Source organism: Limobrevibacterium gyesilva, from assembly GCF_025989185.1.
GTDB classification, from domain to species: domain Bacteria; phylum Pseudomonadota; class Alphaproteobacteria; order Acetobacterales; family Acetobacteraceae; genus Limobrevibacterium; species Limobrevibacterium gyesilva.
In genome coordinates, this window is record NZ_JAPDNT010000045.1 from 1 (window position 1) to 24,665 (window position 24,665).

Below are 24,665 nucleotides of genomic sequence, written 5' to 3' on the forward strand. Positions count from 1 at the left end.
ACGGCCGATTCGGCCCGCGGGACAGCAGTGATGGTGATCCGATCGGCTTCGGGACAAACTCGATCGGCAATCAGCTCATTCGGCACGAGCGCGAGGATGGATTTCAAGGATGACCGACATTGTGTCAGGTGGCGAGGTCATCTCTGTCGACGATTCGCTGAACCAGTACAAGCGAAACTGCACCGAAAGTGCGGAAGAGCCCCTTTTGGACGCCGATCACCCCTCCAAGAAGGCCTTTTCCCACGTCGAATCACACTTTGCGGTCCCTGCCCTCTTTTGGCGCGGTCACGACGTAGGCGATATGGCTTGGCCTGCTCATGCTATCCTACCCTTCGCTGTCGGAGGCCGCCACTGCGGGGCCTCGATGCGACCCGACGACGGCGCTCGGCCTCGCCGACGGAGGGATGAGGCGCGGAGGGGGATCGCCGGGCTTGGCACAGCGCGGAGCGGCGGAGAGCTGTGGAAACCACGCCGAAGGCATAGCCCCTGTCCCAAAGCGGTGGGGTGCGGCGGAGAGCGCGTTCCCTCGAGGCCCTGAGCGGCCGGCGGCGAGAGACAGGATGAGGGCAAGCCGATATCAGGCGCGAGAGCGTGGGCCAGACACTGGCCGCGGCGATGACACAGCGCAGGCGCGGCCGCATATGGGCGGCGACAGACAGGAGGGATATCGCGCCGATCGAGCCGGACCCATGGCACCATTCCGCCGCGTGCTGGCGCCCACCAGATTGGCGGCGGAAATCAGTGCCTCGACTGGTTCGGTCACCCGGCCGTAGCGCGGCAGCATCTCACTACGGCATTCCCGCGTCGTGCCACGCTCATCCGCGAGCTGGGCGCGGCGCGCTGATCGCAACCGCTCCGAACGAGGCGGTCAGCTGCCATTCGCGCCGTCTGTTCCGGCAGCTCTTCGTCGACGCCGGCCATTTGGATGCCGGCGGGCCACTGGAGAACGCGCAACCGATTGCCGCGCACGAAAGCCCGCCCACGACCAGGCTCCATGACCGGGGTCGAGATCATCCTGGACGAGATCGAGCCGATCGAGATTTGCGGCACCAAGGGACAGTGGAGAGCCAGAAGTCCGGTTTCGTCCATTCCGAAGCGGTGCAAAACCGGCTAGCGTTCGATCATGCGAGTGTGACGATTCGGTCATGGCCGCCGGCCGTGTGAGGAGGACACACAACCGCCGTTAACCGAGGTGCAGACCCCTTCGATGGCCAGACCCAGTGCCGACAAGTCCCGCCCGGACGGACCCGACCCGGACGACCTCGTGGCAATCTTTGGCGCAAACCTGAGGGCGGCCCGATTGAAGTCCGGTCTCACACAAGCCCAGCTCGCTGAGCGCGCCGGCCTGCTCCAGCAATACGTCTCCCTCGTCGAATCGGGCAAACAGAACGTGACGCTCACAACCGCGCAGGCACTGGCAAGGGTGTTGCACCAAAATGTGAGCGACATGCTGCGCCGCTCTGCACCGAGACCTCACAGAAAGTAGACCGGCGGCCAAGCCCAGAAAGCTTGAAGCCGCGTTGCTCGCGTACTATCCCATGTAGCCTGCTGGCGCACGGATGGGGCAAACGCACGGATTGCGAACGAGGTTCGCCGTCCTGCCAACGCGATCTTTTGGCAGCCGGTCACGTCCGGCACGCGAGGAGCCGTGACGCGGACCGCTCTCCAGGCTTGGCCCACCAGTGTGCAGGAGGTCTGCGTGGATCTCGACAGCAGTCCATCCCGGATCGAGGCGCAACTCGGGCGTAACCTCAAGGCCGCCCGCCTCTGTGCGGGCCTGACCCAGCAGGAGGTTGCGGCACGCGCTGGCATCGCCGTCGCCTTCCTCGCCGAGATCGAGAAGGGCGTCGGCGATCCCGACCTGCGGGTGATCGGCGCATTGGCGAAGGCTGTCGGATGCCCGGCATTCGAACTGCTCAAGCTCTGACATCCTCGCCGAACGATGTCACCCGGGCGAGAGGCCGGATCGCCAGCACCAGGTAGCCCCGAATCCGGCCTGCAGGCCCGGCTCGGTGAAAGACTCAAGGAAGCCCGTCGCAAGGGCGGCGTGATCATTCTTGCCTTGGCCACGATGGCCGCGATCGCACGAGTCCTGGGAATGGACATCGCCTCGATGCAACGGCTGGCAGATCCTTTCACGAAGTAGTGCCCCGTGCGCATCGTCCTTGCGACGCTCGCGCACACATAATATTTGTTGTATTACGGCCGAGTGGTGGGCTGGCCGAATCACCGGACGAAAGCATGATGGACCAGGGCAGGTCATCGGGTCGCGAGGAACAGTCACGACGGGTCGCGGAGTCGCTGAAACGGCAACTCGGGCCGTTCTGCCCGCTGCTCGCCGAGCCTGGCCTGGTCGAACTGATGCTGAATGCGGACGGGACGGTATGGGCCGATCGCCTGGGTCAAGGCATGAGCCCGGTCGGGACAATGCAGGCGGCATCCGCGGAATCGTTCATCGGCACCGTCGCCTCGACATTGCGCAGTACCGTGACCCGCGAAACCCCCATCCTGGAATGCGAGCTGCCCTGTTACCCGCCCTTCGAGGGCTCGCGCTTCGAAGCCCTGGTGCCGCCCGTCGTGTCGGCCCCGGTTTTCACCATCCGGCGCAGGGCCTCTGCGGTGTTCACGCTTGCCGCGTATGAACGCAAAGGCATCATGTCTGCGCCGCAGCGCCGCGCCATCGAGTCCGCGGTCGTGCGGCGTCAGAACATTCTGGTGGTCGGCGGGACCGGCACAGGGAAGACGACGCTCGTGAATGCGGTCATCGACCAGATGGTCCGGGCCACGCCGCAACACCGCCTGGTCATTATCGAGGACACCAGCGAACTCCAGTGTTCGGCTCGCAACGCGGTTGCCATGCGGGCCACTGATACGATCGACATGCAGCGCCTCCTGAAAGCGACCATGCGCCTTCGGCCGGACCGGATCATCGTCGGCGAGGTTCGCGGTGGCGAGGCGCTGTCGCTCCTCAAGGCCTGGAACACCGGGCATCCCGGCGGCATTTGTACCGTTCACGCGAACCATGCGCGCGGCGGGCTGCAGCGCCTCGAACAACTGATCGCGGAAGCAAGCCGGACGCCGATGCGTGCGCTGATCGCCGACGCCGTGAACCTTATCGTGTCCATCGTGAAAGCCGACGGATCCCCGGGACGCCGGATCGACGAAGTCGTGGCCGTCACGGGCTTCGTGGACGGCGACTATCGGTTCGTCAACCTGGAGCAATCTTGATGCGACCCTCGATTGATGCCTTGCGCCAAGCCTGGCTTCCCGTGCTGCTGCTCGTGCTGCTGATAGCGGTCGTTTGGCATCCAGACCCTGCCCATGCAGCGAGCGCCGGTGGTGGCGGTCTCCCCTGGGACACGCCTCTGACCACGCTGAAGAACGACCTCACCGGGCCCGTAGCTTTCACGATCTCGCTCCTCGCCATGGTGGCCTGCGGCGCCGCCTTGGTGTTCGGGGGCGAGATCAACGAGTTCGTCCGGCGGATCATCATGCTGGTGCTGGTCTGTGCCTTCATCGTCGGCGTGACGAACCTGGCCTCCGCGCTCGGCATCAGCGGAGCGATCGTGTGACCCTGCGCCGCCTCCCCCTCCATCGCGTCCTGCACCGTCCAAGCCTGTTCCTCGGCGGCGAGCGTGAGCCGGCGCTGACGACGGCGATCATTGCCGGCGGTCTCGCCGTCTCCGGCATGAACACCGTCTCGTTCCTCGTCGGCGCGGCGCTGTGGTTTGCCTCCATTCCGCTGCTGCGATGGATGGCGAAGGCCGATCCGCAGATGACGAAAGTCTACCTCCGCCAGATCCGGTATCGCGGCTACTATCCGGCCCGTTCGCGCCCGTTCCGGACGGACTAGGCGCATTATGCTTAAGCTCAAGACGTTCCGCGACAAGGCGGCCGGACTCGCCGACCTGCTCAACTGGAGCCATCTGGTTGATAGCGGGATCGTCCTGTGCAAGGACGGCTCGCTGCTTGCCGGATGGTTCTATCGCGCGCCCGACATCGCCAGCAGCACGGATGGCGAGCGCAACTGGCTGTCAGGCCGGGTCAACGCCGCTCTGGCGCGCCTCGGGGCCGGCTGGGCCTCGTGGGTCGATGCGGTGCGTCTTCCGACCGCCAGCTATCCGGCGGCGGAACTGTCGCATTTTCCGGATCCCGTCTCGCGCCTCATGGATGCCGAGCGCCGTGCGCAATTCCTGCAGGAGGGCCGCCACTACGAAGGCGAGTACGCGATCGTCGTGCAGTTCACGCCGCCCTTGCGTCGCAAGAGCAAGCTGGCGGACCTGATCTACGACGATGATCCCGCCGAAGCCGTCAGCCCTGCCAGCCGCATCCTGGAGCAGTTCAGGAAGGCACTTGCTGATCTGGAGGACGCGATCGGCGATGCGGTGAGCCTGCGCCGGATGGAGAGCTACACCTTCACCGACCGCTTCGGCCGGCACCATCTGCGCGATCACCTGGTTAACTACCTGCACTTCGCCCTGACGGGCGAGGAGATCGCGCTCAACATCCCGCCCGCCGGCGCCTACCTTGATGCCGTCATCGGCGGCCGCGAATTGTGGCCGGGCGACACGCCACGGCTCGGCAGCGCGCTCGACGGCCGCTTCATCTGCTGCGTCGCCATCGAGGGCTTCCCGGCCGAGAGCTTCCCCGGGATCCTCGACATGCTCGACCATCAGCCGATTTCGTTCCGCTGGTCCACGCGCATGATCTACCTGGACCAGCACGAGACGCTGGCCGAGCTCCGCAAGTTCCGCCGCAAATGGAAGCAGCAGGTTCGGGGCTTCTGGACGCAGGTATTCAGGACGCAGGGGGGCTCGATCAACGAGGATGCCCTCCTGATGTCACACCAGGCGGACGCGGCGATCGCCGCAGCCAGCTCCGCCCTCGTGACCTTCGGCTACTGCACGCCCGTCATCGTCCTCATGGACGGGGACCGGGCCGCCCTCATCGAAAGCGCCCACCTGGTGGTCCGGGAGATCATGCGCGAGGGTTTCTCGGCGCGAATCGAGACCGTCAATGCCATGGAGGCGTGGCTGGGCTCGCTGCCCGGGCATACCGTGCCGAACGTGCGCCGGCCGATGATCCACACCGGCAACCTCGCCGACCTGCTGCCGCTGGCAGGCGTGTGGACGGGACATGAGGAGAACCCCTGCCCCTTCTATCCGTCCGGCGCGCCGCCGCTGATGCACGGCGCCACCACGGGCGCGACGCCGTTCCGGATCAACCTGCACGTGGACGACGTCGGCCATACCCTGGTGTTCGGCCCGACCGGGGCCGGCAAGTCAGTGCTCCTCTGCACCATCGCCCTCCAGGCGCTCCGCTATCCGGGCGTGACCATCTGCGCCTTTGACAAGGGTCAGAGCATGTGGGCGACGGTCAATGCCTGCAGTGGGCGCCACTACAACGTGGCCGGCGACGGTGCCGGGCCCGCCTTCTGCCCCCTCTCCGTCCTCGAGACCGAGGCAGACGTGGCCTGGGCAGAGGACTGGATCGCCACGTGCTTCGAGCTGCAGGCTGGGCGGGCGCCGGTACCGCGCGAGCGCGAAGCCATCCACCATGCGATGGTTCTTCTGCGGGAAGCGAACGACCGCACTCTCACACACTTCGTGGCGCAGGTGCAGGATGAGACAATTCGTTCCGCTCTTCGCTACTACACGCTGGAAGGCACGCTCGGCCGGCTGCTCGATGCCGAGGCGGATGGCATCGCCGAGGCGAGCTTTCTCGTCTTCGAGATCGAGGACCTGATGGCGATGGGCGAACGCAACCTGATTCCGGTCCTGCTCTACCTGTTCCGCCGCTTCGAGCGCTCCCTGAAGGGACAGCCGGCGTACCTCCTCCTGGACGAGGCCTGGGTCATGCTCGGGCATCCGGTGTTCCGCGCCAAGATCAGGGAATGGCTGAAAGTGCTGCGCAAGGCGAACTGCGCGGTGATTCTGGCGACGCAATCCTTATCCGACGCCGTCCGCTCCGGCATCCTCGATGTGCTGATCGAATCCTGTCCCACCAAGATCTTCCTGCCAAACGAAGAAGCCACCACAGCGGGGACGTCCGAGCACCCTGGTCCACGCGACCTCTACGAGGCCATGGGCCTGAACGAAACACAGATCGAGATCATCCGGACGGCCACGAAGAAGCGGCACTACTACCTTGTGTCGCCCGAGGGCCGGCGGCTGTTCGACCTGGGCCTCGGTCCGATCGCGCTGTCGTTTGCCGGGATCAGCTCGAAGGAACAGATCGCGCACCTTGATCGCCTCGCACAACGCGAAGGCGAGCGGTGGCCGTTTGCATGGCTCGATGAACAGGGGGTGGACTATGCGGCTCTGCAATAATGGTCCAACGGGCGTGCAGCGCGTGGCGATCGCGTCCGGCATCATGCTCGCGGCGTTGGCGAGTGTCCCGGCTCCACGGTCGACACAGGCGCAATGGGCCGTCACCTGCGTCAACTGCTCGACCACGTGGACTCAGCTGCTGCAATACGCCAAGGAAGCACAGTCGCTGGAGACGCAGCTGCAGCAGTATCAGACGCAGCTCCAGCAATATGCCAACATGGTCACCAACACCGTGGCGCTTCCGCAGGAGATCTGGGGCACGGTACAATCAGACATCATGCGGGTGCAGGCGCTGTCGAACGCGGCGTCACTGCTCTCCGGCAAGTCCGGTTCGATCATCACCCGCCTCCAGTCGGCCTCCTCCTACGCCAGCCAGCCGGCGGGTCTGGGCAACATCGCGGGCCAGTTCACGACGTGGCAGCAGACCATCGGGAACAACCTCAACACGATGGGCCAAGCCTTGGGGCTGCAGCAGTCGCAGCAGCAGAACCAGGCTGCCATCCTCCAGGCCCTCCAGCAGCATTCCCAATCGGCGCGAGGCCAGATGCAGGCGCTCCAGGCTGGAAACGAGCTGGCGGGCGCGAATGCCGCGCAGCTCGCGCGGATACAGGCGACGCTGATCTCGACCGCTCAAATGCAGGCGACCGGCATGGCCGTGCAAGCCGATCGGCAGGCCTCCGAGGACGCGGCCTTGCTGCATTTTGCGCAGCCGCCTTCCATCGCCACCACCGGCTACCACCAATGGTGAGGACGGCATGCTGACGCTCAAAACCTCAGTCGCTGCCGCGATCATTGCGGGCACAGCGGCCTTTTCCGCCGGTGTTACCTACCTGGTGACCAAAGCAACTATGCAGGCTAACGTCACATTGAGCTGCCCGCCGGCACCTGCCTCGTCTGCATCGGTGCCAGCACAGAGCCGCCCATTCCCTCCGCTCGGAAACGTGCCGCCCATGACCGGAGGCAAGCAATGGTGAGGCGGCGGCATCGTCTCCTCGCTGCGCTCGGCCTCGCCACGGCAACACTCGTAGTTGCAACGCCCGCATACGCGCAATCAGCCAACGTTCTCGATCAAATAGTAGCGCAGTTCCAGGCTCGGTCAGCTGGCTGGGAAGGCGCGCTTCGCAGCTTTGCAATGGGGACATTCGGCATCCTGGCCGGCGTCGAAATTGCATGGGCCGGCTTCCGGCTCGCGTTTCGCGGCGCGGATGTGAGTGAGTGGCTGGCGGAAATCGTTAACCAGATCCTTTTCCTCGGGTTCTTCCTGGCACTGCTCGAGAACTCGGTAACGTGGGGTCAGGTGATCGTCAACTCGTTCCGCCAAGCTGCAAACGCTGCAGGTGGTGGCGGCATCGCACCGTCCGACGTGTTTGCCGCGGGCGTGAAGATCGCCTCAATGGTCCTCAACCAGATGAGCATTTGGCATCCGGAGGCTAGCGCCGGGCTGATGCTCGCCGGCATCGTCATAGAGGTCTGCTTCGCCCTGATGGCCGCCTTCATGGTGCTGGCGTTGGTCGAGAGCTTTCTAATCATCTCTATGGGCGTGCTGTTGATGGCATTCGGCGGATCGCGCTGGACGAAAGATCTTGCCGTCAGCACCGTCCGCTACACTGTCTCTGTCGGCGCAAAGCTGTTTGTCTTGCAGCTCCTCGTCAGCATCGGCACCGGACTGATCCAGGATTGGGCCAACTCTTTCACCGATGTGACAGATGTCTCGCTATGCATCCTGATTGGTTGCGCGATCGTCATGCTTGCATTGGTCAAGGTACTCCCAGAGACGATGCAGCGCATCGTCACTGGCTCCAGCATGGCGGGCGTGTCGGCGCTGGTAGGCGCCGCCGCGGCAGTGAGCGGCGCCGTCGGGGTAGCCGGTCTCGGAATGCTCGGCGCCGGTCCGATGATGGGCAATTCGGTCCGGCTCGCCGGCGCACAGATGGACGCCGCCGACACGAAGGCCGCCGAGGCGAACGGCGGTGATGCGCCGCAGCGGTCGAGGATCAGCCGCGCCGCGGCGATGACGGGCTACACGGCCCGCAATCTCGTCTCCGCACCCCTCGCCGACGTCGGGCGGCGCCTGAGCGGCCAGCACCCGCGACACGGGCTCGCGACCTGGCGCATGAGCGCCGACCTCGCGAACCAGCATCGGCTGCTCCAGGAAGACACCGGCAAGCCAGCCCCACCGCCTGGTGGTGGCGGCAACACCCTCAGCTGAAAGCCGGAACCCATACATATGATCCGGCCCTCGAAGCTCCCCGCCCTCGATCCCGACAACCCGCATTCTGCCGTCTATCTGGCAGCGCGCCGCGAGTGGAACGAGCGCTACGGCAGCTACATCGCGCAGGCGCACGCCTGGCGGCTGACGGCCCTCGCCTCGCTCGGCGTCGCCTTCGTCGCCGTCGCCGGGATCGCCTGGATCGGCGCACAGAACCGCGTGGTCCCTTACGTGGTGCAGACGGACAAGCTCGGCGACGCCATCGCGGTCAGCCGCGCCGACATATCGGCGCCGGCCGATCCCCGCCTGATCCGCGCGCAACTCGCCCGGTGGGTGGATGATGTCCGCTCCGTCTATGTGGACGTGGCCGCCCAGAAGCACGTCATCTCGGAAGCCTATGCGATGGTGGACCGCAACGCCGCGGCCGGGCCTGCCCTAAACGACTGGTTCTCGCTCAACAATCCCTTCAAGCGGGCACAGGACAACACCGTTGGTGTCGCGGTGGAGTCGGTGCTTCCGCTGTCCGGCAACACCTGGCGGGTGGAATGGCGAGAAGACCGGCGCGCCCGACAGGGCGCGCTGGAGTCGTCGCAGCACTGGCAGGCGACGATCGCCGTCAGCATCAACCCGCCCACCGATGACGCGACGATCCTGGTCAATCCGACCGGGCTCTACGTCGAGTCCTTCCACTGGTCGCAGCGCCAATGACACGGGGAGGACCCGCATGAAGAAGGCAGTGGGCGCCGCCCTGCTGATCGGCCTCCCTCCAGTGGCAATTCCACCCGCAGCGCAAGCGCAACAGACCCAGGTTCCCGCGATCCTGCGTGTCGACGCCGCCGCCTCGGCTTCGGCCTCCGGGCGCCTGCCCAGTGATCATCCGGCCGGGACGGCTCCGGCCGCGGGGTCCACGCCGACCGCTGCGGCGATGGGAGCCGCCAGCCCTGCCCCCGCGACCATGCCGCCGCCGGTCTCGCTCCTGTCGCCTTCGGCTCCGTTGGACGCCAAGGAGAGGCGGGCCGTGTCACTGGCGCGGCAATGGGCGAGCCGGGCCGAGATGCCGCAGCGCGGGGAGGACGGGATGATCCGCTTCCTCTACGGCGCCACCCTTCCGACAGTGGTCTGTGCGCCGCTCCAGGTCTGCGACCTGGCTCTGCAGGCGGGCGAGATCGTCAACAACGTGAACGTGGGCGACAAGGTCCGCTGGAACGTCTCACCCGGCCTCTCCGGCTCGCCGGCAGGCCAGATCACGCATCTTATCATCAAGCCTGCGGATGCCGGCCTCGTGTCGAGCATGACGATCGAGACGAACCGCCGCACCTACGCCATCAAGCTGGTGTCGACCCAGCGCGAGTGGATGCCGCTGGTCGCCTTCAACTACCCCGATGACATGCAGCGCCAGTGGAGCGCGTACCAGCAGACCGTGACCTGGGGCGCCGCCGCGTCCACGCTGTCCACGGGCGAGAGCGTGGCCAACCTCGATTTCCGCTTCCGCATCAGCGGCGACGATCCGAACTGGCGTCCGCTGCGGGTCTACACGGACGGGGCGAAGACGTACATCCAGTTCCCGCGGGCCATGGCCTTCGGCACGGCGCCCGCCCTGGTCGGCCTGGACAATGACGGCGGATGGTTCTCCGGGCCCTCGCAGCAGGTGGTGAACTATCGGATCGCCGGCGACCGCTACATCGTCGATCGCGTGCTCGATCGCGCCGAATTGGTATCCGGCGTCGGCGGCGGCCAAACCCGCGTTCTGATCACGCGGGACGGCGTCCGATGACCCACTGGAGGCGCACCGCCCTGCCCCTCCTGGTCGCTGCCTCCCTGCCCGCCTGCGCGGTGGGGCCGGACACCTCTTACGTCGCGCAGCTCCAGGAGCCCGAGGATGCACAGGTGCTGGCGACCGGCATGGCCGAGCTTGTCGTGATGCAGCTGCCGGCCGCGTCCAGCACCTTGGTTCTCACCCCGACGTCGTCCGACCAGTCCGGCAACGCGTTCACCAAGGCCTTCGCCTCGGCGCTGCGGCGCCGCGGGTTCGCGGTGGCCGAGGACCGCCAGCCCGTGACGACGAGCGCGCACCGCATCCGGTACCTCGTGACACCACTGGACAACGGCGATCTCGCCCGTATGACCATTGACGACAGCACCGAAGGATCGCGGTTTTTCGTGCGCAATACGGCCGGCGGCCTGCAGGCCGGCGGACCTTTCACCGTCACCCAGGCGGAGCCGGCCCGGTGAGCAGCACATCGGACACCCCCGAGCGCTCGCCAGATCTGCTCGCCCCGCCGCCGTCGCGTGGCCCGGGCGTGCGCCGGCTGAACAAGCTGCCGATCCTGTTTGGCCTCGGGGCCGCGATGCTGGTGGTGGCGGCGATCGGCTACACCTACCGCGACCGCCTGATGCAGTCGGCCGCGAACGCACGGCAAGCCGCCGCGCACAAACCCGAACCGGCCAACGGGTCAATCGTGCTGAGCAATGCGCCGATCGGCGGCGAGGTCGAACCTGCGGTAGCCAAGGCGCCGCTGCCGACGCACCCCGCTCTGCCGCCGGCAATGCCGATCCAGCAATCTCCAGCGATGCCTTCCGACAACGGCAGCGGGCAAGCGCAGGCGGAGGACGAAGCCGCAAAGGCCCGGCGCGAGGCATGGCAGAACTACTATCAGCAACTTGCGCAGGTCCAGAGGGACCGCCTGACCGCCGCCACATCAGCGATGACCGCAGGCACCACCCTGAACGAGAGTCAGAGCGGCCAGCAGATCGCGGCCAATGCCGGCGCGTCGCCGGCGCCGACGGGGTATGGGTTGGAGGCTGCCGGGACAGGCGCCGGAGTAGCCCAACCGGGTGTCGCGGCCTCCGGCGCATATCCGGGCAGCTTTGGAATGCCGGCCTACCCGCCGGCCCGGGTGGATGCGAGCGCGCAACGGGAGAAGCAGGCCTTCCTCAACCAACCCGGCGACGCGACGGGCAGCTCGGACGATCTTCAGGCGACGCTGCGCGCCCCGGCCTCGCCCTACCTTGTTATGGCCGGCACCGCGATTGCCGCTGTGATCGTCGGCGGCATCAACTCGGACCTGCCGGGGATGGTGATCGGCCAGGTCACCGAAAATGTCTATGACACCGCGACCGGCCGCTTCCTATTGATCCCGCAAGGCTCACGGCTGATCGGCTCCTACGACAACATGGTGTCAAACGGTCAGACCCGTGTCGGCGTGATCTGGAACCGCATCATTTTCCCAGACACGGAATCGATCGACCTGGGCTCGATGGAGGGTGCGGACCAGGGTGGCTATGCCGGCTTCCACGATCAGGTAAACACGCATTTCTGGTCCAAGATCGGCAACGCGCTGCTGATCTCCATCGCCGGCGCCGGCGTGCAGCTCTCACAGCCACAACCTCCGGTCAATGGCTACTACAGCGCACAGCAGATCGCCGCGGCCTCGCTCGGCCAACAGTTCGGCCAGCTGGGCCAGGAGTATGCCCGCGCCGGTCTCTCCGTGCCGAATACGCTGGAGATCCGACCCGGTTACCGCTTCGTGGTGATGGTCCACAAGGACATGCATCTTCGGCCCTACATCGATCTGCGCAATGCCGGAACTAACTCGCTGATCAGCTCCACGCCTCTGATGCCGTAACCAGCACGTATCGAGCGCAAAGGCATCGTCTCGCCCTCCGCCGGATGTCTGAGTAGTGCCAAAAGCGGTCGGTGGTTGCGGGGACACGCAACCGACGATCCCATCGCTTAACCGTCGCGATCTAAACTGACTGGTCGTCGTTGCGGCGCTCAGCCGCTCGGCCTGAGCCAGACCCTCGTAGTGCAACCTGAAAGCGTAGCATGGGTTCGAATCCCGCCCTCACCGCCAAAGGACTATTCTCGACAGCCTGCAAGCGTCCGTGAACCCTGCACGAACTGTCGGATTTCAGACAAAAATGCGTTTCTGGCAGTCCGCAAGGCTTCGCTTGCGTTCGGACCCGTTCGCCCCTACGAATAGGGGACTAAGTAGGGGCGGGTTTTGCTACCGCTCCTTGGTCCCCTATTCGCCAAGGTACAAGTATGCCACGCAAGGCGGCAGGACTGACGGCAGCGAAGGTGCAGAAGGCTGGCCCTGGGCGGTATGGAGATGGCGGAGGCCTATATCTGCTGGTCCGTCCAAACGGAAACCGCTTCTGGCTGTTCCGATATGTCCGCGAGAAGCGCATGCGGGAAATGGGCCTGGGGCCGGCGGGTATCGGGCCTGGGTTGGTTTCCCTCGCTCAGGCCCGGGCAAAGGCCGGCGGGTTGATGAAGCAGGTGCGGGACGGCTTCGATCCCCTAAACCAACGCGCAGCAGATCAGGCGGAGGCAAAAGCCGCAGTGCAGATGGATGCCATTAAGGCCATCACCTTCAAGCTGGCGTCGGCTCGCTTCATCGCCGCACACGAAGCCGGTTGGCAGAACGGCAAACATCACGCGCAATGGCGGAACACGCTCGCGACCTATGCCGACCCGCAATTCGGCGACATGCCGGTGGCCGATGTATCAACGGCGCATGTCCTGGCCGCGCTAGAGCCGATCTGGACCACGAAGCCGGAGACGGCCGGGCGGGTGCGAGGCAGGATTGAAGCCGTCCTCGACTACGCCAAGGCGCGCGGCTGGCGCAACGGCGAGAACCCGGCAGCCTGGAAGGGCCACCTGGCCATGACGCTGCCTGCCCGGTCCAAGGTGGCGCCGGTCGAGCACCATGCCGCTCTCCCATGGAGCGAGATAGGCGCATTCATGATCAAGCTGCGCGATCGGCCGGGACTCGCTGCCCGCGCCCTCGAATTCGCCATTCTGACGGCGTGCAGGACTAGGGAAGTGCTCGGCGCCACGTGGGGCGAGGTCGACATGCATGCGGCCGTTTGGACCATCCCACCGGCTCGGATGAAGGCCGGGCGGGAGCATCGCGTTCCGCTTTCGGGTGCCGCCATGGCAGTGCTTCACGTCGCCGCAAAGCTGCGCGCGCATATTGAACCCTCTGCCCCGGTATTTCCCGGTGCCGAACCCGGGAAGCCGCTAAGCGGCATGGCCATGTTGATGACGCTGCGGCGGATGGGCCGGGACGATTTAACTGCCCACGGATTCCGCAGCACCTTCCGCGACTGGACGGCAGAGGCGACAACAAACCCGGCGGAGGTTGCGGAAATGGCGGTGGCGCACGCCGTGGGGGACAAGGTTGAGGCGGCCTACCGACGCGGCGATTTGTTTGAGAAGCGCCGTCGGCTGATGGACGAATGGGCAGCCTACTGTGCAAGGCCGGTTGTGGCAGGCGCCGCGGTCGCCGCAATCTGTGCGGCGTGACAGCTGATCCGTGCCCAATCTGGCATTGTACGGCTTCGCCGTCTCTAAGAACGCCTTTCAAAACCCTTGTACTCTTATCGGGGCTGATTCATGAGGGGGGATGCCCGCTCCCCTGTTACCCGAATCGCTGTGGCTGATCATCGAGCCGCTGCTGCCCCCTGATCCACCCAAGCCCAAGGGAGGCCGGCCGCCTGTTCCGGCGCGTGCTGCGTTGACCGGCATCCTGTTCGTGCTGCGCACCGGCATTCCGTGGGAGATGCTGCCAGCAGAGATGGGATGCGGGTCGGGTGTGACCTGCTGGCGGCGGCTGCGCGACTGGCAGGCGGCCGGGGTGTGGGACCGCCTGCACCGCGCACTGCTGCACCAACTTCGAGACGCAGAGCGCATCGACTGGAGCCGGGCCTGCGTCGACAGTTCGTCCATCGCCGCCAAAAAGGGGGCGCCGCGACAGGCCCGAACCCGACCGATCGAGGTAGGCCAGGGACCAAACGCCACCTGATCACGGACCGCCGCGGCATCCCGCTCGCCTTTCTCCTGACCGGAGCCAACGTTCACGACAGCATGCCATTCGAGGAACTACTCGATGCCGTGCCGCCTGTCGCGGGCAAGCGAGGCCGGCCGCGACGCCGGCCCGCCAAGCTGCACGCCGACAAAGCCTACGATCACCGGCGCTGCCGGCGCACCTGCCAGCGTCGTGGGATCAAGCCCCGCATCGCCCGGCGCGGCGTCGAAACCAGCCAGAAGCTCGGCCGCCATCGTTGGGTGATCGAGCGCAGCTTCGCATGGTTCAACAAGTTCAGAAGGCTCACCGTCCGCTATGAACGAAGGCTCGACATGCACCACGCCTTCACCTCGCTCGCCTGCTCACTCATCTGCCTGCGTGCATTGGCAGGACGGTTTTGAAAGGCGTTCTTAGAGATGCATCCGGCCAAAAGACCGGCCACTGCGTGTTCTCGTGCGAGCGGGCGATGATGATCGATGCCATTGCGCAGGCCATCAGCCATCCGACCCGCATCTTTCGCGATCCTGGCAACATCCGCACCCCTCGAGCGGACCTGTTCATTGGGAAGCTCGACCGGGATGGGACGGGATACCCAGTCGCCCTACGCCGGCACTCCGCCAGCAAGGTTTATCATTTCGCCAGCGCGTATGCGGTGACGAGCGGCGACTGGAAGAGCCTGACGAAGCACCTGCGCAAAACCCGACCACGTGGCGATCGTATCAAGCTGAAGAAGGCGCTTGATATGGAAACCCGCCCTTTCAAGGGGGCGGGCTATCCGTCATCCCAATTCCAGCTTCAGAACCGCGTTTCGGTTCGGGTGCTGTAAAGGCACCCCCGGGGCGCACCCGAAGGGAAGGGATCGGCCACCTCCCCGATACAATGGCGGACCTATTGGGCTTTTTCAAGGACCGTCCGCTTGGCGCGTGCTCGATCACGGTGGGGCCGAATGGCCCAGGCGCGGATGGCCACCCGGATCTGATCCAGCCGACCAGTGACGGCACCTCCCGCGTGATCGGCGGCGCGGGCGGCAAGCTCAACTATCTGAAGCTAACCGGCTCGAAATCGCAGGGCGAATACGCCGCGGAAGCCCGCCAGCGCGCGGCCGGAAGGCGCGACGAGAAGAAGCGTCAGAAGGAACGCGACAAAGAGGCGGGGCCTACGGAATCGAAGGCCCGCGCGCTCGGCGCTGAAGGGCGAAGTGGGGCAGCATGAGGCGGCTCTCGTGAAAACCGTCACCGAGGCGATGGGCTGAAAACCGGAGGTTCTTCGATTCCGCGAAGAGGATTACCAGAACGTCAGCCCGGAGGCGGTGAACAAGGCGGCGCAGCAGCACGCGCGCGAGGTCTTCAAGCCCGCGACCGAGGCGGTCGATTCTTAGCGGCAACGGCTGGTACGGGACGCTGAGGCGCGCGACGCGTCCGGGTTGGGCGTGATCTCGCTGACCGAGGCTAAGCTGGACCAGATCAGCAACTAGACACCTCAAAAACAGTCCGTAGCGGTACGGTGGGTCGAGATGATTCGCTGGCGCTTCCCTGGAGGAGGCGGTGATGGCAAGACCGCCCGGGTTTTTCGATGCGGATGAGCGGCTGCGGGCGTTGTGGATTTCGAGCTGTTCCGTCCCGAACTGGAAGCAATCCTCGATCGCGCCGTCCGCAGCCGAGGCGGGCGTCCGCCTCACGATACCGTGCTGACGTTCCGCATCCTAGTGCCGCAGACGCTCTACAAGCTGTCGGACGATCAGGCCGAATATTAGCTGCGCGACCGGTTCTCTCTCATGCGCTCCGCCGGCCTCGCCTTGCATGACGCAGTGCCGGACGCCAACACAATCTGGCTGTTCCGCGAGCATCTGTCGCGTCGCGGGGCGCTGGCGAAACTGTTCGTGCGCTTCGACCGGCTGCTGCGTGAGCGCGGCTATCTGGCGATGGGGGGACAGATCGTCGATGCCACTGTCGTCGAGGCGCGCACGCTGCGCCTGACCAACGACGAGAAGGCGACGCTGCGCGACGGCGGCACGCCGTCTGGCTGGTCGAAGGCGCGGGCGCGGCAGATCGATCGCGACGGTCGCCGGACCATCAAGTGCAGCAAGACGATGTCGCTGGAAGGCGCACCACGCCAGGCGGCGGCGGAGATCGCCGTCTCCATGTCGGCAACAAGAACCACCTCGGGATCGACAGCACGCACGGCCTCATTCGCCGCTTTACCGTCACGCATGCCGCGCGCCACGACGGCAGCCAGCTTGCGATCATGCGCGACCCTGCCAACACAGCGGGCGAGGCCTGGGCCGATACGGTGCATCGAAGCAAGGCCAATCTTGCGCCGATCGAGAAGCGCCGGCTGGTCGCGCAGTTTCAGCGCGCCAAGCCGCGCAGCAAGAAGATGCCGGTGCACATCGCCAGCGCAACGCGACGCGGGCGCCGAGCCGGGCCGAGCACGTGTTTGCCGTCGAAAAGAGACGCATGGGATTGGTCGTGCGCACCATCGGGTTGGTGCCTGTCCCGGCGAAGATCACACTCGCCAATCTCGCCTATAATCTGTCCGAATCGCCTGGATCGAAGGGAAAACTGCGCCTACTTGAACCGAAACCCCGCGACGGGTGATCAGATCAGCAAGCGCGGCCCGTTCTCCCAACCATCACCCGTCACCTCAGCCCACCCGTCACGGAAAGCCCATTCCGCAAACGGCGCCCTTGGGGTATTTCGAGGTGTCCAATAGGCTGGATGACCAGGCGAACGGAAGCCCCTATAATTCCACTTGCCGACTGACCAATGGAGACTACCCTGGCCGAACTGAGAGCGCCGACAAAAGACTTAGACCTCGTCGAGATGCACGTGGTGTTCGTGCATGGGCTCGGCGGCGACAAAGTGAGGTCGTGGCAATCACCCGGCACACCCGCCCAATTTTGGCCTGACTGGCTACAGGACGACGTTCCTAGCATAGCAGTTTGGAGCCTCGGTTATCCGGCGACGCGTACGCGATGGAGCAAGGGGGGCGCCATGGCCCTGCCGGATCGCGCTGCAAATATTCTTCCCACTTTGGTCAATGAAAGGCGTCTGAGCTCTGGTAGGTTGATTTTCATATGCCACAGCCTAGGAGGCCTCGTTGTAAAAGGCGTCCTGCGCCATGCAGACTCGCTTGGCCCGCACGATGCTGCGATTGCTGATTTCTTGCAGCGCGTAGGGGGCGTTGTTTTCATCGGGACACCGCACGCGGGATCCGGACTTGCGACGATCGGCAATACGTTTCGCAGGCTGATCCGGCCGCGCGAGGCCGCTGCCGGATTGAGTCGCAACGACCCACACCTGCGCTCCCTTAATACCTGGTTCCGGAGTTATTCAGCGACTCATGAGTTAAAGGTGCTAGTCCTCACAGAGACCAAGAAAACCAAACTTATTGGACTCATATCGTCGCATGTTGTTCCGGCGGATAGCGCCGACCCGGGACTGGATCCGGCGACGAGAGTCATCCCTTTGGATGAAGACCATCTGTCAATTGTAGCACCGCGCGATCGCACTGCCGAAATGTACCAACACGTCCGGGAGTTTGTCTCTCAGACATTCAGCGGCCGGCACCGAGACACTCGGATCACTGATTCTCTCGCACTGGTCACCGATCGAGTGGCAGCCGTTGCTGGAGAGCTGACATCCGATATTCGGACTGAAGCTCAGCAGATTCTTGGCTCGCTCAATAGAGCTCTCGCCGTCCAAGCCGCGGCAAGGACAATAGAGAATCCGATCGTCACGACGGAAGCCGGGCGCCGCCTATGGGCCTTGAGAAAGTCACGGTTCATAAGTGGCTTTGATGCAACCTCCGAGAGCAAACGGCTTGCACTCGACCTGATCGAAGGAGAGCTATTGGCCGCTTCCAGACGTTGTAAGGCAGTGGCCTTGGCTTGGTGCGCCCGAATCCTGGCGGCGAACGACGTACCTGAGGCAGAGAGGCTCCTAGGAGAAGCGAAGAAAATTGGGGCATGCGATGAGGCTCTTATAGCAGGCGCATTTATCCAGCTGTTCCGTGATAATGCCCGGACAGAAGCCTTGGGCAAGCTTGCCAGCTTGTGCACGCCACTGGCCCGCTCGGCAAGCCTAATTGTAGCCGCGCACGGGGTCCCGCCCAGCGAAGCGCTTAAGTGGTTTGAAAGTAGTGGTCTGGCGACCTCCGATCTCGACCCTGACGGCAAGTTTGCTGTCATCCAGGGGCGCGCGGAAATCAAACAGTGGGATAAGGTAATCCTGGACGTACGGGCTCTCACTGATGCCGACTTCGAGGCGACCCCCGTCTTGCTGACCACCGCCGCAATGGCTCACCTGTCGCAGGCAGTGCACGCGGATTTTCGCTCGGCTCATATTTCGCATCTGCCATTCGATCTGAAGGATTTTCCTTTAGCTACGGACGCCAAGGCTCTCGAGCACCGACGTTGCTCGCAAATTCTTTGGGCGCGGGCCGCCCAAGAGATCGGTCGACTTGCTCAGGTTCGCGTAGCCAATTTAGCCGCAGACTACTCGCTTTGGCTGGCCCTTCGTGACCCTTCGAGCGGGGCCACAGCGCGCAAACAGCTTGAAGCAAGCATGGCCGATCCACAGCATCGCCTGCGACGGCTGCCTATGGCCCTTGAATTCGGCCTGAAGCCTGACCCTGCAGCGATCGAACGAGAAATCGACCGGCAGACAACTTTGTGCGGAGGCAATGCTCCGGACGCAGCCATCGCCAGGTTCGCGCTGGCCACCTCCAAGGGAGACCCCATCGAAATAGCAGCGTACATTGATAAACACCGCACACAGTTGGAGTTCTACTATCAACGGTCTTGGATTTTAGCAATTGAAGTTGAAATGTTGAGCAAAGGAGGGCAGATCTCGGATGCCCGGCAGAAACTGAACTCTATTGACTCGGATATAATATCCCCCGAAGCAATAGCGAGGCTGCAAAGACTGATCGATGAGGCGAGTGGCATCGATCCTATTTCGTCGAGGGAAGAACACTACAAAGCAACCGGAAATCTTGGCGATCTGTTAATTCTTGTTGATTTATTGAGGACACGTCGATCCTGGCACAAGCTCGCTTCTTACTCTCGGACATTGCTCGATAGCACCCATGAAGTACGACATGCTGAGCTCTGCGCTGAAGCACTTTACCAGAATGGCCAAGATTCTGAGATCCTGAAGTTGGCCGAAAAATACTCGGATCTTCTCACCTTGTCTGAAGGTCTTGGTACAATCTGCGCCTGGGCCTCCTACCGGCTGGGCAAGTTGGAAGAAGCGCGGCGGCTCCTTGAACGCCTAAAGGAAATAAGAAGCCGTGCTGACGACCGCCTCCTGGCCGTCAACATCGCAATCGCGTCGGGAGAGTGGAGCGCCCTGGCCATATTCGTTGAATCCGAGTGGACGGAAAAGGCTGAGCGCAGTGCGCGGGAATTGCTGCGTGCTGCCCAAATCGCACATCGTATTGGCTCGGCCGCCAGAGCTCGGCAACTGGTCCAGGAGGCGGCGGCCAAATCGCCCGAAGACCCGGGAGTGTTGATCTCCTGCTATTCGGCAGCTATTTCCGCCGGGTGGGAAGATGAACCCGTCGTTGGAGAGTGGCTGAATAATGCGATCGAGCGGTCCGACGAGAATGGTCCGATTAAAAAGATGGAGCTGCGCGAACTACTTGACATGCAACCCGAATGGAATGACAGGCGTGATCGAATTTTAGCTGCGCTTTTTGATGGCAGCATGCCAATGTTTGCTGCTGCGCGAGCCCTCAATCGGTCATTGCTGGAAATGTCCTTGCTTCCCGCACTCTCAAACCTCCAAGAACCTGATCTTAGGCGACGAGCCGCGGTCTTCTCGTTCAGCGGAGCGCGCCGCGCCGTTCCCATCGCCGCCAGGACCGTGGCGTTCGATGCAACAGTCATTTTGAACCTTGCGTTCTTGGGCATGCTACGCCAGGCACTCGATGCGTTCGATGCAGTTTTCATCGCACATTCAACAATGGGCTGGCTGTTTGAGGAGTGTCAGCGCGTCGAATTCCATCAACCAAGTCGTGTTAAGGCAGCGCTGGAACTGAAGGAGTTGATCGATCGTGGATATCTGCGACGTTTGCCCGCGCGCGCGCAGAATAACTCGATGCTCGAGCTCGAAGTTGGAGAGGCTCTCTCAGGACTTGTCGCGGCGGCGCGGGAGATGGGTACTCAGACAAAGCAGCAGAGAAGCGTGATCAGACCATACCCGATATCGAGGCTCGGTTCATTGATCGATGAACCCGCCGATATTTCAGGATATGAGGAGGACTTCGCGGGCTGTTTAGATATCGTCACTTCCCTCAAGGCTTTGGGACACCTCACGGAGCAGGAGGAGAGACGAGCAAGATCATATCTGGGTCTCCATGAGCGACCCTGGCCTCATGCTCCATCGATTTCCCCGGGCGCCATGCTGTTTCTGGACGACTTAGCGGTCAATTACCTTCAGCACGTCGGGTTGATTGCGAAGCTCAAACCCGCTGGTTTCACGGTTTTCATGGCTACCTCCGAGATCGATGAGGCTGATGCGCTTGCGCGAAACCAAGCCTTTGGAGGACAGGTAAAGGCACAAATCGAGGCAATTCGGTCTGTCCTTGCATCCGGCATAGCGTCTGGTAGGGTGCGCCTTGGCCCGTTGTCCGTGAGCCGGGACGACCCGGGCGCTATGCATGATCCGCCGGATGCGTTGGACCTTCATCTGCACCCCACTCTTCAGCTATTGGAGATTCTGCGCTCCGAGATAGTTCGGGACGTTGACGCCATTTGTATCGACGACCGTTTCTTTAACCAGCACGGAAATATTGAAAGTAGCGCTAGTCAGCGCGCGGTTTTGACAACCTTGGATATTCTGAAAGTTCTTGAAGATACGAATAGGATTTCTACCGAAGATCATGGGGAATGTATCACGAAGCTTCGTCGAGCGGCTATGATGTTGGTTCCCCATGTTCATGGTGAGATAGCGGAGCGGGTCCGCAGCGCGCCTGTCGTTGGCGGTATCCTTTACGAGACGGCCGAACTGCGCGCAATTCGTGAGGCGATATTTCATGTCCGGATGATAGATATCCTCCAGATTCCCAAGGAGCATCCTTGGCTAGGTGACCTTCTTGCGTCACTTAGTGAGGCTATCAAGGCGCAGTGGAAGGCAGATATCCCCGATTCCGACTCTCGGTTCCGGGCGACTTGGCTTCTTGCGCTGTTCGACATTAGAGGATGGGCGCACAGGCTCAACCCAGACCCCGCCGTTCTCCTGGCTGCCTACCGGGCGCAGGTCTTGGGGCTGATGCTAGCGCCAGCCCTACCCGGTGAGATACTGCCTCGCTATTGGAAGTGGCTAGAGGACACAATCCTGACGCCGATGCGAAAGAGATCCGAGAGCGAATTTCAGATGCTGCTCGATGGGATCCAAGGCACCATTTCCGAGGTAGCAATGCGCACGTCGTTGCCGATGAGCGAACATGACTAGTCCCGCTTCCCAGATTGATACGAGAATGAAGGCAGCACTCCGCTTCTTTCCTCCTTTGATACGAGAGTCCCTTCTATCGACGGACGCATTCCGCGCAAAACTTGGCTTTGAAACGAACGTCATCCTATCGTTTGTCGGTTCCGACATAAGCATCCGTCGTTCCGAGTTCTATGATGCCATCCGGCGTGTATCCGAAAATAATAAGCTAGAAATAGAACTGACTTCCACTTCTGGACAGAAATGCATAGTCAAGGGGGAACAGTTTTCGGGAGAAAGTTTGCCGATTTTGATATCGGAAGGGCGAACAATTTTGACGGTTTCGTCCTGGTCTCTTTCGCCCGATGCAGCGTACCGTTTGAAAAAATTCGACGAGCACGTATGCTCGCGCAATCTGCACGGGCCTCGCATACAAGAACTCAGAGCCAAGCTAGCCGATGGGGCTCTCGCAGACGAGGATGCGGATAGGCTCAACAGTGAGTTGGCCGAAAATGCGACAGATGTCGAGCAGTTCATCGCCAACTCGCTTCGATCTGGATCGAGTGAGATGCCTGTTCTGGTCCCGCATTCTTTGGCCTACTATGAGCGGCTGGTAGGGGCGCCTGGAGATTGCGCTGATCTGATGAGCTTTTTAGCAGAGACCTGCGGTGAGCATCTGGGGCAGCTACTTGCATGGGATTTTCAGAGGGGACTGGCACAATGCCTATTGTCTTCTCCCCACTCGTCAATCTCATCCAAGATCAAAGTAGGTGACCAGAGCTCATGCGCAGTCAGGAAATTCTACGCCTGGCTTGTGGATGACGGTGATCGCTTTTCACAGGTAGCTGGCCTCGAAGTCGGCCTTGCTATTCTCCATCGCTTTCCTGAGATCGCAGACTTCTTGCTGGGTATCGCGACTCAAATTCGTGACGACGACCCGGCGGATCCTGGTGGACGTCTGAGTCTGACGGCGAGCCTGACAATCCTCGTCGACGGTGAGCTTGCCCGATCCGAAATCCTGAGGAGCAAACCCCCGTTCTGGAGGCGGCTTGCGGCAATTGCTCAAGCGTCTCTCATCGAGCGGGAGGTTCTCAAGCTGGAGAATGTTCAATATGCGGAGTTTTGCCAGACAGCCATGCGAAGCCGCGGCCAGGAATTCTACTTGCAAGCCATGACGGATTTGCGTGTGGAGCCTCGTTGGCTTCCGGATTTCATGAACCCCGATCAACTTAAGGCTGAATTTGCCGGCCGGATTTTAGCAACAAGCACCCGGGTAAAAGAGAACATCGTTGGCGAGCAGCTTCGGCGCGTGCTCGTGGAAGAAGGGTCTGACAGCATTCATGCCCAAGTGGTTTTTCCATTCGCCTATCTCCCCGGGCCGCTGGAAGGTGGGACTGTTTCTCCCGTAAAAATGCCTGCTGACTTGGCCGATGTGCTAAGGCAGCAGTTGGAAGGACGCGAATTAACGGCGAGTTCTTTTACCGGTATCATCAATTCTGCAATGATCTTTCCAATAGACGCCGAGCATACGCAGGCGGCGACGGATGCTCTTCGGAAGATGAAATATAATCTGGACCTCGACGACGAGGTGGCGTCACCGTCTGCCTTTCTGGCTGGCCTTGCGGGGGTCGCGGCCGTGACGCGTTCGTCTGATCTGGCTACAGACGTGCGCATACTGTTGCGCGTGTTGTCGCGCCGTGACGGCGTGTGTGTAGACATTCAGGACAAGATGCGCATCGCTCTCATTGCTTCGGCAGCGAACGCCGATCTACCTGCCTGGTGTCAATCGGTCGGCGATTGGCTTACCGAGATTGCATACGGGGATGTCGACGCTGGCGACGCACGAAAGCTACTCCTGACATTGGATGCGTTGTGCGGGATGGTGCCCTATCTCTGGCGTAGCTGTGCCAAGGCCAGAGCTGCCTTAGCGTCCGTCGGAGGGAGACTGAACTTGCAAGGCTCCGGTGAAATCGGCGCATAGATTGCCCCTACGCAAGGGCAATCACGGGGCGCTGGTCAGCTACGAAACCTAACAAGCGGTCCCGCGTCGCCTTACCGGCAATGCCAAGGTGTAAATCGGCGCCACCCGGCAACCCCTGCGATGCCGACCGGTTCAATGGCTTAGCGCGCCGATCGGCGTCGGGACCCCACACGTTGCGTAATCGCGGGTAGCCGTCCTCCACGGGACACGAGGCCCAACAATCGTAAGTGTCCGGCGAGTCCGCCTTGTGCTACGCGGTGCGGCTGGTTCAGCGTAGTGCCATGGCTGGGGACAGAAGTGAGGCAGCCACAGTGGCTGCTCCAATGCAACGGATCGAGATCGTGGGTGATCGGCGCCGAGCGCACGACGCTGGGTTCCGTGCCGAGATGGTGACGCAGTCGCTGGCAGCCGGCGTTCGTGTCAAGGACCTCGCTCGGCGAAACGGCATCTGCGCGAGCCTGATCTATCGCTGGCGACGAGAGCAGCCGGACGTGGAGGCAGGCGCGGGCGCGCACTTGCTGCCCGTCCGGATCGCTTCGGAGAACCCGCCGCCGCGTGTCGCCCCGGCTCCGCCGCGGTCATCGCCTCCAGTGTCACGGCCCGCGGGCTCGATCGAAATCGAGCTTGCCGGCGGCGTCCGGGTTCACGTCGATGGCGATGTGAGCTTGCCGGCACTGCGTCGTGTCATTGCGGGCCTTGCGTGGATGATCGCACCCGCTCCAGGCGTCCGCATCTGGGTGGCGGCCGGGGTGACCGACATGCGGCGCGGCTTTGATTGCCTTGCGTCGCTGGTGCAGCAGCAACTCGGGCACGATCCGTTCGGCGGTGCGCTGTTCATCTTCCGGGGGCGCCGCGGTCATCTGCTGAAGATTCTGGCCTGGGACGGTCAGGGCCTGGTGC

18 protein-coding genes and 2 pseudogenes are annotated in these 24,665 nt (G+C 63.0%); all 20 read left to right on the forward strand.

The features are described from left to right. The first annotated feature begins 1,207 nt into the window (after positions 1-1,207). Positions 1,208-1,486: a helix-turn-helix transcriptional regulator gene (locus tag OL599_RS26215; RefSeq protein WP_408886988.1), complete on the forward strand. Its 279-nt coding sequence runs from the start codon at positions 1,208-1,210 to the stop codon at positions 1,484-1,486. Positions 1,487-1,699: 213 nt separating this feature from the next. Continuing rightward, a complete protein-coding gene (locus OL599_RS24265) occupies positions 1,700-1,927 on the forward strand; it encodes a helix-turn-helix domain-containing protein (protein ID WP_264716634.1) in 228 nt (75 codons plus the stop codon). A 314-nt stretch (positions 1,928-2,241) separates the two neighbouring features. Next, positions 2,242-3,228, forward strand: a complete 987-nt coding sequence (gene trbB, locus OL599_RS24270; protein WP_264716635.1) for a P-type conjugative transfer ATPase TrbB — start codon at positions 2,242-2,244, stop codon at positions 3,226-3,228. Beyond that, positions 3,228-3,572 (forward strand): TrbC/VirB2 family protein, encoded by a 345-nt coding sequence (locus tag OL599_RS24275; RefSeq protein ID WP_264716636.1) that lies wholly within the window; start codon positions 3,228-3,230, stop codon positions 3,570-3,572. The genes trbB and OL599_RS24275 overlap by 1 nt, the downstream gene beginning before the upstream one ends. Beyond that, positions 3,569-3,853 carry a conjugal transfer protein TrbD gene (gene trbD / locus OL599_RS24280; protein ID WP_264716637.1) on the forward strand — a complete coding sequence of 95 codons (285 nt, stop codon included), beginning with the start codon at positions 3,569-3,571 and terminating at the stop codon, positions 3,851-3,853. The genes OL599_RS24275 and trbD overlap by 4 nt, the downstream gene beginning before the upstream one ends. 7 nt (positions 3,854-3,860) lie before the next feature. After that, positions 3,861-6,329, forward strand: a complete 2,469-nt coding sequence (locus OL599_RS24285; protein ID WP_264716639.1) for a VirB4 family type IV secretion/conjugal transfer ATPase — start codon at positions 3,861-3,863, stop codon at positions 6,327-6,329. Between the two features lie 22 nt (positions 6,330-6,351). Further along, the gene (gene trbJ / locus OL599_RS24290; RefSeq protein ID WP_264716640.1) at positions 6,352-7,077 is read left to right on the forward strand and encodes a P-type conjugative transfer protein TrbJ; all 726 of its coding nucleotides are present in this window, start codon (positions 6,352-6,354) and stop codon (positions 7,075-7,077) included. Positions 7,078-7,296: 219 nt separating this feature from the next. Continuing rightward, positions 7,297-8,538: a P-type conjugative transfer protein TrbL gene (gene trbL / locus OL599_RS24295; RefSeq protein ID WP_264716641.1), complete on the forward strand. Its 1,242-nt coding sequence runs from the start codon at positions 7,297-7,299 to the stop codon at positions 8,536-8,538. 18 nt (positions 8,539-8,556) lie between these two features. Then, a complete protein-coding gene (gene trbF / locus OL599_RS24300; protein ID WP_264716642.1) occupies positions 8,557-9,246 on the forward strand; it encodes a conjugal transfer protein TrbF in 690 nt (229 codons plus the stop codon). Positions 9,247-9,274: 28 nt separating this feature from the next. Beyond that, positions 9,275-10,312, forward strand: a complete 1,038-nt coding sequence (trbG, locus tag OL599_RS24305) for a P-type conjugative transfer protein TrbG (RefSeq protein ID WP_264716644.1) — start codon at positions 9,275-9,277, stop codon at positions 10,310-10,312. Then, positions 10,309-10,770: a hypothetical protein gene (locus tag OL599_RS24310; RefSeq protein WP_264716645.1), complete on the forward strand. Its 462-nt coding sequence runs from the start codon at positions 10,309-10,311 to the stop codon at positions 10,768-10,770. Before trbG ends, OL599_RS24310 begins: the two co-directional genes overlap by 4 nt. Continuing rightward, positions 10,767-12,164 carry a TrbI/VirB10 family protein gene (locus OL599_RS26105; protein ID WP_264716646.1) on the forward strand — a complete coding sequence of 466 codons (1,398 nt, stop codon included), beginning with the start codon at positions 10,767-10,769 and terminating at the stop codon, positions 12,162-12,164. Before OL599_RS24310 ends, OL599_RS26105 begins: the two co-directional genes overlap by 4 nt. A 419-nt stretch (positions 12,165-12,583) precedes the next feature. Beyond that, positions 12,584-13,849, forward strand: coding sequence for a tyrosine-type recombinase/integrase (locus tag OL599_RS24320; RefSeq protein ID WP_264716647.1), 1,266 nt, complete (start codon positions 12,584-12,586; stop codon positions 13,847-13,849). 100 nt (positions 13,850-13,949) lie between these two features. Next, positions 13,950-14,752, forward strand: a pseudogene (locus tag OL599_RS24325) (IS5 family transposase). 65 nt (positions 14,753-14,817) lie between these two features. Further along, positions 14,818-15,177 (forward strand): hypothetical protein, encoded by a 360-nt coding sequence (locus tag OL599_RS24330; RefSeq protein ID WP_264716648.1) that lies wholly within the window; start codon positions 14,818-14,820, stop codon positions 15,175-15,177. Positions 15,178-15,230: 53 nt separating this feature from the next. Then, positions 15,231-15,563 (forward strand): hypothetical protein, encoded by a 333-nt coding sequence (locus tag OL599_RS24335; protein WP_264716649.1) that lies wholly within the window; start codon positions 15,231-15,233, stop codon positions 15,561-15,563. Positions 15,564-15,898: 335 nt separating this feature from the next. Next, positions 15,899-16,948, forward strand: a pseudogene (locus OL599_RS24340) (IS5 family transposase). Between the two features lie 168 nt (positions 16,949-17,116). After that, entirely contained in the window at positions 17,117-21,808 is a 4,692-nt protein-coding gene (locus tag OL599_RS24345; RefSeq protein WP_264716650.1) for an HTH domain-containing protein, read from the forward strand. 25 nt (positions 21,809-21,833) lie between these two features. Beyond that, complete coding sequence (locus tag OL599_RS24350) at positions 21,834-23,765, forward strand: hypothetical protein (protein ID WP_264716651.1); 1,932 nt, start codon at positions 21,834-21,836, stop codon at positions 23,763-23,765. Between the two features lie 323 nt (positions 23,766-24,088). After that, on the forward strand, positions 24,089-24,665 hold a 577-nt coding region (tnpA, locus tag OL599_RS26110; protein ID WP_347403229.1), incomplete at its 3' end, for an IS66-like element accessory protein TnpA.

Excerpts from the sequence above, each read along its gene's own strand:
- OL599_RS24330 (WP_264716648.1), top strand. The coding sequence starts at position 14,818 with ATGATGATCGATGCCATTGCGCAGGCCATCAGCCATCCGACCCGCATC.
- OL599_RS24320 (WP_264716647.1), top strand. The coding sequence starts at position 12,584 with ATGCCACGCAAGGCGGCAGGACTGACGGCAGCGAAGGTGCAGAAGGCT.
- OL599_RS24310 (WP_264716645.1), top strand. The coding sequence starts at position 10,309 with ATGACCCACTGGAGGCGCACCGCCCTGCCCCTCCTGGTCGCTGCCTCC.
- trbB (WP_264716635.1), top strand. The coding sequence starts at position 2,242 with ATGATGGACCAGGGCAGGTCATCGGGTCGCGAGGAACAGTCACGACGG.
- OL599_RS24335 (WP_264716649.1), top strand. The coding sequence starts at position 15,231 with ATGGCGGACCTATTGGGCTTTTTCAAGGACCGTCCGCTTGGCGCGTGC.
- OL599_RS24275 (WP_264716636.1), top strand. The coding sequence starts at position 3,228 with ATGCGACCCTCGATTGATGCCTTGCGCCAAGCCTGGCTTCCCGTGCTG.
- trbF (WP_264716642.1), top strand. The coding sequence starts at position 8,557 with ATGATCCGGCCCTCGAAGCTCCCCGCCCTCGATCCCGACAACCCGCAT.
- OL599_RS24285 (WP_264716639.1), top strand. The coding sequence starts at position 3,861 with ATGCTTAAGCTCAAGACGTTCCGCGACAAGGCGGCCGGACTCGCCGAC.
- OL599_RS24345 (WP_264716650.1), top strand. The coding sequence starts at position 17,117 with ATGGAGACTACCCTGGCCGAACTGAGAGCGCCGACAAAAGACTTAGAC.
- trbL (WP_264716641.1), top strand. The coding sequence starts at position 7,297 with ATGGTGAGGCGGCGGCATCGTCTCCTCGCTGCGCTCGGCCTCGCCACG.
- OL599_RS26215 (WP_408886988.1), top strand. The coding sequence starts at position 1,208 with ATGGCCAGACCCAGTGCCGACAAGTCCCGCCCGGACGGACCCGACCCG.
- OL599_RS24350 (WP_264716651.1), top strand. The coding sequence starts at position 21,834 with ATGAAGGCAGCACTCCGCTTCTTTCCTCCTTTGATACGAGAGTCCCTT.